This window comes from Spirosoma flavus (assembly GCF_054778555.1).
In genome coordinates, this window is sequence record NZ_BAAGZL010000004.1 from 765,840 (window position 1) to 782,315 (window position 16,476).

The following is a 16,476-nucleotide window of genomic DNA, read 5'->3' on the forward strand; positions in this document are numbered from 1 at the left end:
TGAAACCAACTTTACAGACCTATACCCTTATAACTCTATAACTTCCCACACTTTAGGGCGGAGGTTTGAGCACTCAACTAAAATGCGCTTTCTGGTGTTGTTCGTGTAAGGGCGTCATTCCTGTAAGAAAAGCAAATAAAAACAGAACGTTTTGCAATAAACTGTTTGGGCGATACGCTACCTTTGCAGGTCAAAACAACGACGCGCCCCCGTCATGGATCAGTATTCATATATAGCCAATGCCGACGCGGCCTACGTGGATCAACTTTATCAGTCTTATAGGCAAGACCCTCAATCAGTTGACCCAAGTTGGCAGCAATTTTTCAAAGGATTCGAATTCTCATTAACCTACGGTGAAAAAGCCAACGGTGCTCCTACCAATGGCAACGGAAAAGCGGTTGCCAGTAAGCCAGTAGATGCTTCGCATGCCGAAAAGGAAGTGTCGGTAGCGAGTTTGATAAAAGCCTATCGTTCGCGTGGTCACTTATTGGCCAAAACCAACCCCCTGAAAGACCGTAAAGATCGTCAGCCACGTGTTGACCTGCCTGATTATGCGCTTTCTGACGCTGATCTGGATACCGTTTTTGAGTCGGGTAAGCTGCTGGGTATCGGGCCTGCTACGTTGCGGGTGATTATGGAGTCGTTACGTAAAATTTACGCGGGCGATATCGGTTTCGAATACATGTACATCCGCGAGCTGGACGTAAAGAACTGGCTGCGGAATAAAATCGAGAAAGAAGCGCTGGTTTTCGAACCGACGCTCGACGAGAAAAAACGCATCCTCGAAAAACTGAACGAAGCGACCGTCTTCGAAAACTTTCTGGCCACTAAGTACTTAGGACAGAAACGCTTTTCGCTGGAGGGTGGCGAAGTTACTATTCCGGCGCTCGATACGATCATCAGTCAGGCAGCCGACATGGGCGTTGAAGAAGTCATGATTGGCATGGCTCACCGCGGCCGGCTGAACGTGCTGTCTAATATTCTGGGCAAATCATACGAATCGATCTTCGATGGGTTTGAAGGTAACGTACCGGATCAGGTACATGGTGATGGCGACGTAAAATACCACCTCGGATATTCGAGCCTGACCGAAACCAAATCGGGTAAGCAAATCAGTGTGAAGCTGGCTCCTAACCCATCGCACCTAGAAGCGGTCAACCCGGTTGTGGAAGGCTTCGTGCGGGCGCAGGCTGACGAGGAGTATAACGGTGATTTTAAGAAAATTTTACCAATCCTGATTCACGGCGACGCAGCTGTGGCGGGTCAGGGTATCGTATACGAAGTGACGCAAATGGCTAAACTAGCTGGTTATCAAACCGGCGGTACGGTCCATTTTGTGATCAACAACCAGATTGGTTTCACGACCGATTTCGAAGACGCCCGTTCGTCGATCTATTGTTCCGACGTAGCAAAAATTGTTGATGCTCCGATTTTCCACGTCAATGGCGACGATCCGGAAGCCGTGATTTTCTGTGCTAAACTGGCCGTTGAATTCCGCGAGAAGTTCAACCGTGACGTATTTATCGACATGGTTTGTTACCGTCGTTATGGCCACAACGAGTCGGATGAGCCGAAGTTCACGCAGCCAACGATGTACAACATCATCGATAAACACGCCAATCCGCGTGAGCTGTACAAAGACCTGCTCATCAAACGGGGTGACGTGGATGCTGAACTGGCGCAACGGATGGACACCGAGTTTAAGCAGCAATTGCAGGACCGTTTGGACCGGGTGAAGCAAAAAGCGGAGATTCCGTATAAACCGCTACGTCTCGACCTCGACTGGGCTGAACTTCGTTTCAGCGAACCTAATGATTTCGAAAAATCGCCGGAGACGGGTGTCGCGGCTGATACGTTGGCAACGATCGGACAGGCGCTGGTGAAAGTGCCAGAGGGCTTTAAGCCGCTGAAGCAGATCGACAAGCTGCTGAAAGACCGCAAAACGATGCTCAACGACACCAAAATCGTGAACTGGGGCACAGCCGAATTGCTGGCTTATGGATCGCTTTTGCTGGAAGGTCGGCCCGTTCGATTGAGTGGTCAGGATGTGCAGCGCGGTACGTTCTCGCACCGCCATGCCGTTTTGCACGATGCTGAAAGTAATGCTACGTATTCGTCGCTCGATTTCATCAGTGAAGGCCAGCAGAAGTTTCAGGTGTATAACTCGCTGTTGTCGGAGTACGGTGTGCTTGGTTTTGAGTATGGTTATGCCATGGCGAACCCCCATGCACTGGTTATCTGGGAAGCGCAATTCGGAGATTTTTCGAACGGTGCTCAGTTGATTATCGACCAGTTTATTGCGGCTGCCGAATCGAAATGGGGTATTCAGAACGGCGTTACGTTGCTGTTGCCACATGGTTACGAAGGCCAGGGACCAGAGCACTCCAACGCTCGGCCAGAACGGTATCTGCAACTTTACGCTGAGTATAATATGGTGGTTGCGAACGTATCGACGCCCGCTAACCTGTTCCATATTATGCGTCGACAACTGGCGTGGCCGTTCCGTAAGCCATTGGTTATCATGTCGCCAAAGTCGTTGCTACGTCACCCAAAATGTGTTTCGCCATTGGAAGACCTGACCAAGGGTTCTTTCCAGGAAATCATTGATGACAGTTACGCGCAGGCTAAAAAAGTAAAACGCGTTCTTCTCTGTACGGGTAAAGTTTATTACGATCTGCTCGAAAAACAGCAGGCCGATCAGCGCGACGACGTAGCAATTGTACGTATCGAACAACTCGCTCCGCTACCGAAAACACAGTTGGAAGCGATATTGGCGAATTATAAAAAAGCTGAAGTGTTCTGGGTGCAGGAAGAACCCGAAAATATGGGCTACTGGACGTATCTGCTACGTGTAGGTATGAACTGGCCGATTATTTCGCGTAAAGCTGCGGCATCACCAGCAACAGGTTATCCCAAAATTCATACACAAGAACAAGCCGATATCGTTCGGAGAGCGTTTGAATAAAAAACAGTCGATAGTCGTCAGCTATTAGTTTCTATTGACTGACGACTATCGACTAAGAACTAACATCTATGGCCGTTGACATGAAAATTCCTCCTGTGGGGGAGTCGATCACTGAAGTAACAGTAGGCACCTGGTACAAAAAAGAAGGTGACCAGGTAAAAATGGACGAGGTACTGTGCGGACTCGACTCCGACAAAGCCACGTTTGAATTAACGGCCGAAGCCGATGGTATCCTGCACATTCTGGCTCAGGAAGGCGACGTATTGCCAATTGGTGCTCCGATTGCCAGTATTGAGACAGGTGATGGTGCGTCAGCTCCTGCTCCGGCGTCTGCACCCGCTAAAACTGAAGCTCCTAAACCAACTGAACCGGCGGCTCCAGCTCCAACGCCTGCCGCTCCGGTAGCGGCTGAACCAGCTAAGCCAGCCGCCAGTAGCACCCAAGTTATTGACGTAAAAGTGCCCGCTGTTGGTGAATCAGTTACCGAAGTGACCATTGCTTCCTGGAATAAGAAAGACGGTGACCAGGTTGCTCTTGACGAAGTTCTCTGCGAGCTTGAATCGGACAAAGCTACGTTCGAGCTTCCTGCCGAAGCTGCCGGAACGCTACGTATCGTAGCGCAGGCTGGCGAAACGTTGGCCATTGGCGCGCAAATTGCGAAAATTGAAGTAGGTGCATCTTCGCAGGCTGCGTCTACTCCCGCTACGCCATCTTCCCAACCGACAACTTCCAGCACACCTGCTTCTGAACCGGCAGCCTCGAATGGCCAGAACGGGTATGCTGCACATCATGCATCACCTGCTGCGGCCAAAATTCTGGCTGAGAAAGGAGTTGATACGCAGCAGGTGCAGGGAACGGGTCTAGAAGGACGTATTACGAAAGAGGATGCGATAAAAGCGACGCCTGCACAAACGGCTCCGTCGGCTCCTGCAACGCCAGCTACTCCACCATCGACACCTAGCGTTCCCGCAGCACCTAAAGCAGCTCCTGCCACTCCTGCGCCTGCCGCAGCGGGAAGCCGGAACCAGCGCCGTGAAAAAATGTCTTCACTACGTCGGACGGTAGCTCGCCGGTTGGTGGCTGTGAAAAATGAAACGGCCATGCTGACTACCTTCAACGAGGTAGATATGAAGCCGATCATGGATCTGCGGAACAAATACAAAGATAAATTTAAGGAGAAAAACGGCGTTGGTCTCGGCTTCATGTCGTTCTTCACGAAGGCAGTTTGTATTGCGCTGAAAGACTTCCCGGGTGTGAATGCCCAGATTGATGGCGATCAGATCGTTTACAACGATTTCTGCGATATTTCCATTGCTGTATCAAGTGATCGCGGTCTGGTAGTGCCCGTTATCCGAAATGCCGAACAACTGAGTTTCGCTGGTATCGAGAAAGAAGTCGTTCGCTTAGCTGGCCTCGCCCGTGATAACAAGCTGACAATCGAGCAAATGACGGGTGGTACGTTTACGATCACCAACGGAGGTATCTTCGGGTCAATGCTGTCAACGCCGATTATCAACGCACCTCAGTCGGCCATTCTTGGTATGCACAACATTGTAGAACGGGCTGTTGTAGTAAACGGCGAAATCGTAATTCGTCCGATTATGTACGTAGCACTTTCCTACGATCACCGGATTATCGACGGAAAAGAATCGGTTAGCTTCCTGGTACGTGTTAAACAAATCCTGGAAGATCCTGCCCGGATTCTATTTGATATGTAACGTAGCGTTTGGTACGTTACTAAAAAGCCGCTCTGGAATTTCCAGAGCGGCTTTTTATATGACAATAGAGCAGACGGTTAGTAAAATCAGATCCTCAAATCTGACTCGACATAAAGGACTACTTCTTAATTAAACTAACGCCACCCATTTCAGTGGGTTGCGGTATACCCATAAGTTCTAAAATAGTGGGCGCGATGTCAGCAAGCTTTCCGTCATTTAAAGCAGGGTGGTAATCGTTATCGACCAGAATGCACGGAACCAAATTCGTGGTATGGGCTGTATTTGGCGTTCCGTCGTCGTTAATCATGTATTCGGCATTACCATGGTCGGCGATGATGATGGTTGAATAACCGTGTTTAAGGGCCGTCTCTGTTACGTCTTGTGCGCATTTATCGGCAGCTTCGGCAGCTTTCACAACGGCTTCGAACACACCTGTGTGGCCAACCATGTCCGTATTGGCAAAGTTGAGACAGATAAAATCAGCTTCCTCTTTTTCCAGCTCTGGAATAATGGTGTTACGTATGTCGTAAGCCGACATTTCGGGAATCTGGTCGTACGTTTTTACCGGAATGGTCATTTCGACACCTTTATCATCACGTACCACCATTTCTTTGGGGGATGGACAAAGAAGTCGTTTTTCACCCGCGAACGGCTCTTCGCGACCACCGGAGAAAAAGAACGTAACGTGCGGATATTTTTCAGTTTCGGCAATCCGAATTTGCTTCCGTCCTACGCTGGCCACTACTTCGCCCAACGTATTGACCAGATTATCTTTATCGAAAATGACCTTTACACCAACAAAATCATTGTCGTAATTGGTCATGGTGATGTAATTGAGCGAGAGTTTTTTCATGCCCTGCTCCGGAAAATCTTTCTGTGTCAGCGCTTGAGTGATTTCGCGTCCCCGGTCGGTGCGGAAGTTGAAACAGAGCACTACGTCATTGTCTTCAATAACAGCTACAGGCGAACCGTCTGAATTTTCGACAATGATGGGCTGTACAAACTCGTCTGTTACGTTGGCGTCGTAAGAATCCTGTAATGCTTTTGTTACGTCGGTAGCGGCTACTTTCTTACCCACGCCCTGCACCATAGCATCGTAAGCTACTTTAACACGCTCCCAACGATTGTCGCGGTCCATAGCGTAGTAACGACCCACAACGCTGGCAATCTGGCCTGTTGTTGCAGCCATATGTGACTGTAGATCGGTGATATACCCAATACCACCTTTGGGGTCAGTATCGCGGCCATCGGTAAAAGCATGTACGAAAACGTTAGTCAATTCGTGCGCATGCGCAATAGAAAGCAAACCTTTCACATGGTCAATGTGGGCATGTACGCCACCGTCGGAAACCAGGCCAATGAGATGAACTTTCTTTTTGCTTTCTTTGGCGTAGTTCAGTGCATCGACCAGCACGGGTTCTTTATCGAGCGTGTGTTCCTCAACGGCTTTGTTGACTTTCACCAGATCCTGATACACCACTCGACCGGCCCCCAGATTCATGTGCCCCACTTCGGAGTTACCCATCTGGCCTTTAGGCAAACCAACGGCCAGCCCCGACGCTTCCAACGTACTGTGTGGATATTTTGGGTACAGCGAATCCATAAAGGGCGTGTGAGCCGCATTTAAAGCGGATACCTCCGGCTTGAGCGGAATGCCCCAGCCATCGAGAATAATGAGGATTACTTTTTTGTTCATAAAGAGTGAAAGAGCGAAAGAGCGAAAGAGCGAAAGAGCGAAAGAATGAAAGAATGACTGCTTATGAGATAACTTTCTCCGACTGTGGCAGTCACTCTTTCGCTCTTTCATTCTTTCGCTCTTTAAAGTTTTGTTCAACTAAATAGGTTAGCAATTGCCGGCAGCAACGTAGCGAAATCTGATAGACTTCTTCGAATACGTCGGGGCCTTCGTAATAGGGGTCTGGTACGTCGGGTTGGTCGTTGATGTCCGGGTCGAACTCACGTAGCAGAAAAATCGTGTCGTTTGTATATAATCCTGTACTTCGGTAGTTCAGTTTTTCGATGGCCTCCAGATTTTTTTCATCCATAGCCACGAAATAATCGAACTGCGCGATGTCTTCGCCCGTAACGCGTCTAGCACGATGTGTGAGCGTTAGCCCATGTTCAAGCGCATTCGCTCGCGTGCGATGATCAGGAAGCTGCCCGATGTGATACGATGACGTACCTGCCGAATCGCACTGAATTTGATCTTCCAATCCCGCTTCAGCTATTAACTGCTGAAAAACACCCTCCGCGACCGGCGACCGGCAAATATTTCCTAAACAAACGAAGAGAATACGTAGCATAATACAGAGAGCATGGGGAAGGGCAGAAGGCAGAAAGTTTGGCCGGAGTTTTACCCTCTGCCTTTAACCTTCTGCCCCACGCTACTTCTCCAGTGGCTCGTTGTTTTCATCGACAATCACAAATACGTCTTCGTCGGCTTTTTTCATTAGGTATTTCTCTCTGGCGAATTTTTCCCGAAGACGCGCGTTGCCGAATACTTCCCGCCGTTCTTTCTGTATTAACTGAATCTGATCTTTATAAAACCGGATGTCACTTTCCAGTTTACGTAACTTCCACCAGTTTCGCGCTTGCGTCGGTAGATCGTTGGCGTCAAAAAAAGTCATCCAGGCCAACAGGCTCAGGCCCGAAGCCACGTAAAAATTCCGACAGTAACGAAGCAGTTTTTGCAGCATGGGGCAGGGGACAGGGGGCGGAGATTCTACCCCCGCCCTCCTGCATTAAAACTTCACGCCTGGGAAATAAGCAGCCTCACCCAGTTCCTCTTCGATACGTAGCAACTGGTTGTATTTTGCCATCCGGTCAGAACGCGACGCCGAACCGGTTTTAATTTGGCCGGTGTTCAACGCAACCGCAAGGTCGGCGATCGTAGCATCTTCGGTTTCGCCCGAGCGGTGCGACATTACGCTTTTGTACGAATTGCGATGTGCCAGATTCACGGCATCAATCGTTTCGGTTAGCGAACCGATTTGGTTTACCTTCACAAGAATGGCGTTGGCGATACCTTTGTCGATACCTTCCTGAAGGCGCGTTACGTTCGTTACGAACAAATCATCGCCTACAAGTTGCGTCTTCTTATCTTTCAGCAGGTCTGTTTGCTCTTTCCAGCCGCTCCAGTCGTCCTCGGCCATACCATCTTCGATCGACAGAATCGGGTATTTATTAACCCATTCTTTCCAGTAATTTGCCATCTCACTCGAAGACAGTTTGTCGCCGGTCGATTTTTTGAAGTGATACATTCCACTTTCGGCATCATAGAACTCTGACGAAGCGGCATCCATCGCTATCCAAACATCTTCGCCTGGACGGTAGCCTGCTTTCTCGATAGCTTGAATAATGGTCTGGATGGCTTCCTCGTTCGATTTGATGTTTGGAGCAAAACCGCCTTCATCACCTACGTTGGTAGCCAGACCCATTTTCTTCAGAACGCCCTTCAGCGTATGGAAAATCTCGGTACCCATACGTAGCGCTTCCGAGAAACTAGGCGCGTTGGCCGGCATAACCATGAACTCCTGGAAATCAATCGAGTTATCAGCGTGCGAACCACCGTTCAGGATGTTCATCATCGGCACGGGCAACGTATTGGCATTTACACCACCGATGTAGCGGTAAAGCGGCAAACCTGCTTCCTGTGCAGCGGCTTTGGCAACGGCCAGCGAAACACCCAAAATGGCATTAGCGCCCAGACGGCCTTTATTCGACGTACCATCCAGTTCAAGCATAATTTTATCAATCATGCTCTGGTCGAAAACCGAAATACCGACCAGTTCTGGATAAATCAGTTCATTAACGTTGGATACGGCTTTCAGGACGCCTTTACCCATATACACTTTTTTGTCATCGTCGCGGAGCTCAACCGCTTCGTGGGTACCGGTCGATGCACCTGACGGTACGGCTGCGCGGCCAAGAAAGCCGGTTTCGGTACGAACGTCTACTTCTACAGTCGGGTTGCCGCGCGAATCCAGAATCTGTCGGGCATGAATGCTTTGAATGGTACTCATTTTTGAGAATAAGAAGGGGTTAACAACGAATTGCTCGTTTTATCAGGTTTGACAACCAAGCGCTTAGGTTAAGCGCCAATCGGGCGCAAAGTAACGAAATTGGGGGCAAACTTTAGAACAGGAATGCGAAAAGAGAGTTTCTAAAAGCGTGACGAATGGACTAATTTAAAGTCTTCCTATTGCCGAAAACGAACGTATTCAAAAAAATTTGTCTATTTGCGTGCCACTAAGCCGCAACTAAACCAACCATACTCATGCGAGCACTACTCTATTTTCTATTGTTTCTGTTAATTGTTTTTGGCGTGCTTTACGCGCTGACGGGCTGGAGCTACAGCGATGGCGAACGGGCCGGAACTGTATCGAAATTCAGCCGTCGGGGCTTTGTTTTCAAAACGTACGAGGGCGTACTGAACGTAGGCGGCTTTTCGGGCGAAACCGGTTCGCTGACACCCCAATATTTCGATTTTTCGGTGAAGGACGAGAACGTAGCAAAACAAATTACGGACGCCGTTAAAACCGGTCAGCGCGTGACGCTTCACTACGAAGAAAAAATCGTTAGATTTCCCTGGAACGGTGAAACGAAATACTACATCACTGCCGTCGAAATAATCGGTCCGCCCGCTCGTCCGTATGGTGATACGTCTGCTTATCCGGGCAATCAGCCTGGGCAGCCACAGGCTGGTCAGGCTTCTCCACCTGCCTCTCAATCGACACCAATTCCGGAGCCAGCCGTTCCTGATTCGGTGCAGTAGACGGGACGATTGAATTTTGTAAGTAAATAGCTAGTAATGAGCAGATTGCCGATTGGTTTGATTGTCCATTTTTTTGGTAAAAAATCACCGTCAAAAACCCTCAACTATTTTCTAGAAGTGTTTGGTAATCCGGGCATTTTTGGGTAATTTTATATGCTTAAACAACCATCCTAACATGGCAAAAACAGATACGGCGCAAGCCACAGCATCTGCTAATGACAGTAAATTAAAAGCCCTCCAAACCACCATCGAGAAACTCGACAAAGCATTCGGTAAAGGCACCGTGATGCGCCTAAGCGAAAGCAAGGTTGTCGATGTTCCGGTTATATCAACTGGTTCACTAGGTTTGGATTTAGCCCTTGGTATTGGCGGTATGCCCCGGGGCCGTGTCGTTGAAATCTACGGTCCTGAATCGTCGGGTAAAACTACGCTGACGATGCACTGCATCGCCGAAGCGCAGAAAAGTGGCGGTCTGGCAGCCTTCATCGACGCCGAACACGCTTTCGATCGTGTTTATGCCGAGAAACTTGGTATTGATACAAAAAATCTGCTTATCTCCCAGCCTGACAATGGCGAACAGGCTCTTGAAATTGCCGAACACCTGATCAGCTCCGGCGCTATCGACATCTGCGTAATTGACTCCGTAGCTGCCCTTGTACCTAAAGCTGAGATTGAAGGTGAGATGGGTGAAAGCAAAATGGGTCTGCAAGCTCGTCTTATGTCGCAGGCGTTACGTAAGCTGACCGGTACGATCAACAAAACCGGTTGCTGCTGCATTTTCATCAACCAGTTGCGGGAGAAAATCGGTGTGATGTTCGGTAACCCCGAAACGACTACCGGTGGTAACGCGCTGAAATTCTATGCATCAGTACGTTTGGATATCCGACGTATCGGTCAGATTAAAGAAGGTGCCGATAACGTAGTAGGTAACCGGACCAAAGTGAAAGTGGTGAAAAACAAACTGGCGGCTCCCTTTAAAGTCGTTGAGTTCGACATCATGTATGGTCAGGGTATCTCAAAAGTTGGCGAGGTGCTTGATTTAGCTGTTGAGATGGAAATCGTGAAAAAATCAGGTTCCTGGTTCTCGTATGGCACAAGTCGTTTAGCCCAGGGTCGTGACGCTGTTAAAGAATTGCTGCTCGATAATCCTGAGTTAATGGGCGAGATAGAAGGCAAAATCCGTGCGAAGATCGCCGAAGACGAAAACGCCCTGCTCGATCCCGTTCTCGAAGGCACCGATGCCGACGATGAAGGCTTGCTCGATGATTAATTAAACTGATTTATTTAGAAAGTTGCAGATGTTAATCAAAAGCGGTGCTAGTGAAAACTGGCACCGCTTTTGGTTTGTAGCGCGGACAGTCGACCGCGCTACTTCATCGCTTTTATCCAGTCCCGAATCAATTCAAGGCTCTCGCTATGAACCGTTTTTCTCCCAAGTTCAGGCATCATTTCGCCGGGATCCGTCGATTCAAGTCGATACGTTAGAATAGATTCTTCAGGCTTACCGGGAACAATATCGAATGGGCGACCACCTGAACCTCGTCCGGCGGCAACGGGTGTTTTTTGAATACCGAGCGCTGTTAAATCCGTGGCCGAAATGCTCAGGTTTAGGCCGGAAGTCATGGCTGGGCCATTTGGATTGTGGCAATGGGCGCAATTGATATCGAGCCAGGCGCGCGCCCGATCGTTTAATGAGCCCGTTTCCGGTTTGTTCCAAACGGGTGTTTTGGGACATTTATCCAGCGCTGGCATACCCGAAAGCATTTTCGCTTGCTGCCAATGTAGTAACTGATTTTCTGGCTTGCCTGCTACGTTATACGTTAACTCGCCGTTGAGTTGACGTATGGATGGACCAATTGGAACCAGCGCTTCATTGCGGTTATGGCAGCCTTTGCACTGATTCAGGTTTGGAATGGTGTAGTTATGCTGACGATTTTTACCATTTGCATCAACGTAACGAACTGTTTTCGTGTCGCCCGCGACTTCCAGAAAAGCGTCTGTCTGTTCATCATTCCAAACATAATCGAACGCTTTCCAGCCTTCTGACTGATGAACTAATAACCGCGTTTCCATCAATCGACGGCCTTTCGTTACGTCCCGGAAATCGTTGGGATAATAAAACGTTTTAATAAGCGTCGAACCAACCGGGAAATTTAAGACAGACGTATCATTGTAGGCCACTGATTTTCCTTCAGGCAATTTAATGAAGCGCAGTTTTTCAGCATAGTCTGAAAACAAAGGCGTATTGAGGGCATAGGGAACTACACCAGCGGTTGGTTGCTGTTCAGCAATTGAGCCGGTAAAAAAGCCGTAATCGGATAATTTTTCGGGTATAGCAACCGTTTGCCAACTTCCCAGTATTATCCAGCCAAACGCCAGTAATGAAGCCCAAAAAAACCAGATGCGCATTGAATCAGCGGGGATTTGACGACGTCGTTTTTAGCGGCTCTAACTGACAATCGAATGTAGACGTGTTAAACGAGACGTTCTTAAAACCTCGCCCAGCGTCCAGATTGACAACACTTTGATTTTTATTGTTACGTATGCAGATTCGCTTCTCGGGCATAGGCTGGCCGGTCTTATCTAACGTAGCAGGGTCGGCAATACCATCGTAAATAATGTGCGGTACGTCCTGCCCCGGCTTCAAAACCATATCAAAAATCTTGTTGTACCGCCCGCGCTGGCTGACCGGCCCCGCGTTACGTTCGTAGACGTTATCGTGGATTGAAATTGCTGTCGCAAAAGGATAATACGCCTTGTCGTTGATAGGTCGTTCTGTCATTAGGTAACTAATAATGCCTGTTCCTAAAGTCTGGTTTCGGATAAAGCGGTTGTTAAATACTTCTACACCGTTCGCTGCCAGAATCATTAAACCTGTTCCATCGGATACACTGGCAACAATATTTCCAGCAGGCGCGAAATTCGGAAAGTTATTATCGTGTACATAATTGTTGAAAACGCGCACATTACCGCCCTGTTTTTGCGCTAAATCGGGCAGATCGAATACCAGAATACCGCCCGTATTCTCGTAAGCTTCGTTATCGAAAACATCAGCGTTACGTGAATTCTCGATTTCGATGCCCGCTACGTTGTGGTAAGCCTTACTATTCTTCACCACAATCCCGCGTGACTGACCGACATAAATGCCCGCATCGGAAGCGCCAATAGCCGTACAACCGTCAATCACTACGTTATCGCACTGCACCGGATAGAGTCCGTAGCCGCCATTTTCGGCTTTAGGTTGTCCTGTCCATTCCACTTTCACGTTCCTGAACGTAATACCTTTTACGTTCATCGTTTTGATACCATCACCTTTTGAATCCTGAACAGTTAGATTTTCGATGACAATTTCTTCACCATTGGAAACACGCAGTCCTTCGGCGCCGTCGGTCTGGCCTTTAAAGCTCAAAATGGTTTTGTCAATGCCTTTGCCACGTATCACGATACGTTTTTTGTCCTGTAATGATAAGCTTCCTGTGAAGGTAAACGTCCCCTGATCCAAGTCGATCGTGCTGCCATTTTCGGCCATGATGAGCTGGGTTTGATAGCGTTTTTGTACAGCGGGCTGCGCCCAGGCTATCTGAGCTAGTAGAAAAATTAGGCTTAGAAAGGAAAGGGCTTTCATAGGAATAAGGGGAAGAATCACACTACGTAAATTTACGAAACTCCTTGGAATAAACGTATTAGCTGTTTGTCACGAATGAAAAAGCCCCGGCCTATTTTATATAAGCCGGGGCTTTTACTTGTGCGGACAAAGTGCTGGGATGCCTACCCGGCCACGTTACGTGTTATTTCAGCAAATTCAACAAATAAGCACCGTATCCGCTCTTCACCAATGGCTTAGCTATAGTCGCCAACTGATCGGCGTCGATGAACTTCATGCGGTAGGCAATCTCTTCTGGGCAGCCGATTTTCAGCCCTTGCCGTTCTTCAATGACGTGTACAAATTGACCGGCCTGCATCAACGACTCGAACGTACCGGTATCGAGCCAGGCTGTACCCCGGTCCAATACGCCAACTTTCAGTTTGCCTCGCTCCAGATAAACCCGGTTTACGTCCGTGATTTCAAGCTCACCACGTGGCGATGGTTTGATGTTTTTAGCGATGTCTACTACGTCGTTATCGTAGAAATACAATCCCGGTACAGCGTAATTCGACTTCGGTTTTTCGGGCTTTTCCTCGATGGACAATACGTTGAAAGCGTCATCGAATTCAACAACGCCGTAACGTTCGGGGTCGTGTACCTGATAGGCATACACAACGCCACCGTCGGGATCATTATTCGCCTGGAGCAGTTTCGATAAACCGGAGCCGTAGAAAATATTATCGCCTAAAACGAGCGCAACTTTATCGTCGCCAATAAATTCTTCACCGATGATAAACGCCTGCGCGAGTCCATCGGGGCTGGGCTGAACGGCATAGCTGAATTTACAACCCAGTCGCTCGCCATCACCGAGTAGTTTCTCGAAATGCGGTAAATCATGAGGAGTCGAAATAATAAGAATCTCGCTAATGCCGGCCAGCATCAGAATCGACAGCGGATAGTAAATCATCGGCTTGTCGTAAACCGGCATCAGTTGTTTTGAAACCGCCAGCGTGAGCGGGTGAAGGCGTGTGCCGGAGCCCCCGGCAAGGATAATTCCTTTCATGATTTAAAGAGTGAAAGAGTGAAAGAGTGAAAGAGTGAAAGAGGAGTTGAGCTGCCGGACGGCTTTCGCTCTTTCACTCTTTCATTCTTTCGCTCTTTAAAACTTTCTTTATCTATTCGCGTACATTCCTTGGTAATAACTCTGGTAAGCGCCCGACGTAACGTTGTCGAGCCACTGCTGATTTTCTAAGAACCAGTCGACGGTTTTTTCGAGACCTTGCTCGAACTGGAGCGAAGGTTCCCAACCGAGTTCCTTCATAATTTTATTCGCGTCGATCGCGTAGCGAAGATCGTGGCCTGCTCGGTCGGTTACGTATGTAATGAGTTTCGCTGATGTACCTTCAGCACGGCCCAATTTCCGGTCCATGATCTGGCACAGCAAATGAACGAGATCAATGTTTTTCCACTCGTTAAAACCGCCGATGTTGTACGTCTCGCCCAGTTCTCCTTTGTGGAAAACCGTATCAATGGCGCGGGCGTGGTCAACCACGAACAGCCAGTCGCGCACATTTTCGCCTTTTCCGTAGACGGGCAATGGCTTGTTCGTCTGGATGTTGTGAATCATCAGCGGAATCAGCTTCTCGGGGAAGTGATTCGGGCCGTAGTTGTTTGAGCAGTTCGACAGCACGACCGGCAGTTTATACGTATTGCCGTAAGCCCGTACAAAGTGATCCGATGCCGCTTTGGATGCCGAATAAGGCGATTGCGGGTCGTAATGGGTTTCTTCGGTGAAGAATTCTTCTGGATTGTGCAGCGAACCGTATACTTCGTCGGTCGATACGTGGTAGAACCGCTTGCCTTCGAATGCGCCAGCCCAGCTATTTTTAGCTGTGTTGAGCAGATTGACCGTGCCTACTACGTTGGTCATTACGAACGACATAGGGTCGGTAATAGACCGGTCCACGTGCGACTCAGCTGCCAGGTGAATTACGCCATCGAAACCCACTTCGGCGAACATGTCTTCCAGGAATTTCGCGTCGGTGATGTCGCCTTTGACAAAGGTATAATTAGGAGAGTTTTCGATGTCGGTCAGGTTAGCCAGATTACCGGCGTAGGTGAGCGCATCGAGATTATAAATCTGATATTCAGGATATTTGGTGACGAATAGCCGGACAACATGTGATCCTATAAATCCAGCCCCGCCAGTAATAAGAAGTTTCATTTTTTGAACGTTATTAATTTATACGAGTCATGAATGCCAAAAGCGTACCAATACGTATGGCAACACACCATTAAGATTCGGAAACTTTATTGCTCACTTTCTGCTGCCATTTCCAGGCGTCGCGTAACGATTCCGCCAAACTACGCTGTGCGGTCCAGCCCAATACGTTCTTCGATTTCGTTACGTCGGCATATACCTTTTCTACGTCGCCGGGACGACGCGGGCCAATTTGATAGTTCACCTTTACGCCCGTAGCCTCCTCAAACGTATTGATGACATTGAGCACCGTTTCGCCACGGCCCGTACCAATGTTGATCACATCGTAGCTGGACGTATCATCAGACTCATTCAGCTTACGTAGCGCTTCTACGTGCGCGTCGGCCAGATCCATTACGTCGATGTAGTCACGTATACACGTACCGTCGGGCGTGTTGTAATCATTACCATAAACCGTAAGACTAGGGCGAATACCGGCGGCCGTTTGCGTAATGAACGGAACCAGATTGGCCGGAACGCCGAGGGGAAGTTCACCAATCTCAGCAGATGGATGCGCTCCAATCGGGTTGAAGTAACGTAGTGCCAGTGCTTTGACCGGAATTTGTGCCTGCACCGCATCGCGAATAATATCTTCGCCTATTGCTTTCGTATTGCCATAAGGCGACTGTGCGGGTAGCCGTGGCGTTTCTTCCGTAACGGGCAACTGTTCGGGTTGCCCATAAACCGTACAGGACGACGAAAATACCAGATTTGCTACGTTGTATTTCGGCATCAACTCCAGCAGCAGCAGCAGTGAATCGAGGTTGTTGCGGTAGTATTTTAGCGGTTTGGCTACCGATTCGCCAACTGCTTTAAATGCCGCAAAGTGAATAACGCCAATGGGTTTCTCGCGCTCGAAAACATTGGCCATGGCTGCGACATCGTTGCAGTCGATGTCATAACACATTACATCACGGCCCAAAATAGTTTTCAAGCCTTGAAGAACTGACCGTTCTGAATTGGAGAAATCGTCGACGATAATTGGCTCAAAGCCAGCGTTAATCAGTGAGACAACTGTGTGAGAACCAATAAAACCAGCCCCACCCGTCACTACGATTTTGGAAGAATTGCCTGAGGAAGTCAAACCGTTTTTTATGAAAATTTTGTTGCTACTTTAGCATAGCAACTCGTAAAACCACACAAAAGTAGTATATTCAGGAGGTATCTTCAACC

The 16,476-nt window shown here is 48.6% G+C and carries 13 protein-coding genes; 4 read left to right on the forward strand and 9 right to left on the reverse strand.

Annotated features, from left to right (window positions below; all coding sequences use genetic code 11):
* Nucleotides 1–214: 214 nt before the first annotated feature.
* On the forward strand, nucleotides 215–2,965 hold the full coding sequence (locus ACYVF1_RS23445) for a 2-oxoglutarate dehydrogenase E1 component (protein ID WP_461083448.1): 2,751 nt from the start codon (nucleotides 215–217) through the stop codon (nucleotides 2,963–2,965).
* A gap of 68 nt (nucleotides 2,966–3,033) precedes the next feature.
* The gene (gene odhB / locus ACYVF1_RS23450) at nucleotides 3,034–4,683 is read left to right on the forward strand and encodes a 2-oxoglutarate dehydrogenase complex dihydrolipoyllysine-residue succinyltransferase (RefSeq protein WP_461083450.1); all 1,650 of its coding nucleotides are present in this window, start codon (nucleotides 3,034–3,036) and stop codon (nucleotides 4,681–4,683) included.
* Between the two features lie 118 nt (nucleotides 4,684–4,801).
* Here the strand turns inward: odhB and gpmI are convergent, their stop codons facing one another.
* The 4 genes from gpmI to eno all read right to left on the reverse strand — a co-directional run bounded on the left by gpmI (nucleotide 4,802) and on the right by eno (nucleotide 8,705).
* The gene (gpmI, locus tag ACYVF1_RS23455; RefSeq protein WP_461083452.1) at nucleotides 4,802–6,379 is read right to left on the reverse strand and encodes a 2,3-bisphosphoglycerate-independent phosphoglycerate mutase; all 1,578 of its coding nucleotides are present in this window, start codon (nucleotides 6,377–6,379) and stop codon (nucleotides 4,802–4,804) included.
* 91 nt (nucleotides 6,380–6,470) lie between these two features.
* Nucleotides 6,471–6,986, reverse strand: coding sequence for a low molecular weight protein-tyrosine-phosphatase (locus tag ACYVF1_RS23460; protein WP_461083454.1), 516 nt, complete (start codon nucleotides 6,984–6,986; stop codon nucleotides 6,471–6,473).
* A gap of 81 nt (nucleotides 6,987–7,067) precedes the next feature.
* Entirely contained in the window at nucleotides 7,068–7,379 is a 312-nt protein-coding gene (locus tag ACYVF1_RS23465) for a septum formation initiator family protein (RefSeq protein ID WP_461083456.1), read from the reverse strand.
* A 45-nt stretch (nucleotides 7,380–7,424) separates the two neighbouring features.
* The gene (gene eno, locus ACYVF1_RS23470; RefSeq protein ID WP_461083458.1) at nucleotides 7,425–8,705 is read right to left on the reverse strand and encodes a phosphopyruvate hydratase; all 1,281 of its coding nucleotides are present in this window, start codon (nucleotides 8,703–8,705) and stop codon (nucleotides 7,425–7,427) included.
* 254 nt (nucleotides 8,706–8,959) lie between these two features.
* Between eno and ACYVF1_RS23475 the strand changes: the two genes are divergently transcribed.
* Nucleotides 8,960–9,457 (forward strand): hypothetical protein, encoded by a 498-nt coding sequence (locus ACYVF1_RS23475; protein WP_461083460.1) that lies wholly within the window; start codon nucleotides 8,960–8,962, stop codon nucleotides 9,455–9,457.
* A 175-nt stretch (nucleotides 9,458–9,632) separates the two neighbouring features.
* Nucleotides 9,633–10,727: a recombinase RecA gene (gene recA, locus ACYVF1_RS23480; protein ID WP_461083462.1), complete on the forward strand. Its 1,095-nt coding sequence runs from the start codon at nucleotides 9,633–9,635 to the stop codon at nucleotides 10,725–10,727.
* Nucleotides 10,728–10,825: 98 nt separating this feature from the next.
* On the opposite strand, the gene ACYVF1_RS23485 is transcribed toward recA, so the two are convergent.
* The 5 genes from ACYVF1_RS23485 to galE all read right to left on the reverse strand — a co-directional run bounded on the left by ACYVF1_RS23485 (nucleotide 10,826) and on the right by galE (nucleotide 16,387).
* A complete protein-coding gene (locus tag ACYVF1_RS23485) occupies nucleotides 10,826–11,866 on the reverse strand; it encodes an SO2930 family diheme c-type cytochrome (protein WP_461083464.1) in 1,041 nt (346 codons plus the stop codon).
* A 4-nt stretch (nucleotides 11,867–11,870) separates the two neighbouring features.
* Nucleotides 11,871–13,082: a parallel beta-helix domain-containing protein gene (locus ACYVF1_RS23490; RefSeq protein WP_461083466.1), complete on the reverse strand. Its 1,212-nt coding sequence runs from the start codon at nucleotides 13,080–13,082 to the stop codon at nucleotides 11,871–11,873.
* 163 nt (nucleotides 13,083–13,245) lie between these two features.
* Nucleotides 13,246–14,106, reverse strand: coding sequence for a glucose-1-phosphate thymidylyltransferase RfbA (gene rfbA, locus ACYVF1_RS23495; RefSeq protein ID WP_461083468.1), 861 nt, complete (start codon nucleotides 14,104–14,106; stop codon nucleotides 13,246–13,248).
* A 108-nt stretch (nucleotides 14,107–14,214) separates the two neighbouring features.
* Nucleotides 14,215–15,267, reverse strand: a complete 1,053-nt coding sequence (rfbB, locus tag ACYVF1_RS23500; protein ID WP_461083470.1) for a dTDP-glucose 4,6-dehydratase — start codon at nucleotides 15,265–15,267, stop codon at nucleotides 14,215–14,217.
* A 70-nt stretch (nucleotides 15,268–15,337) separates the two neighbouring features.
* Complete coding sequence (galE, locus tag ACYVF1_RS23505) at nucleotides 15,338–16,387, reverse strand: UDP-glucose 4-epimerase GalE (protein ID WP_461083472.1); 1,050 nt, start codon at nucleotides 16,385–16,387, stop codon at nucleotides 15,338–15,340.
* Between the last annotated feature and the right edge of the window lie 89 nt (nucleotides 16,388–16,476).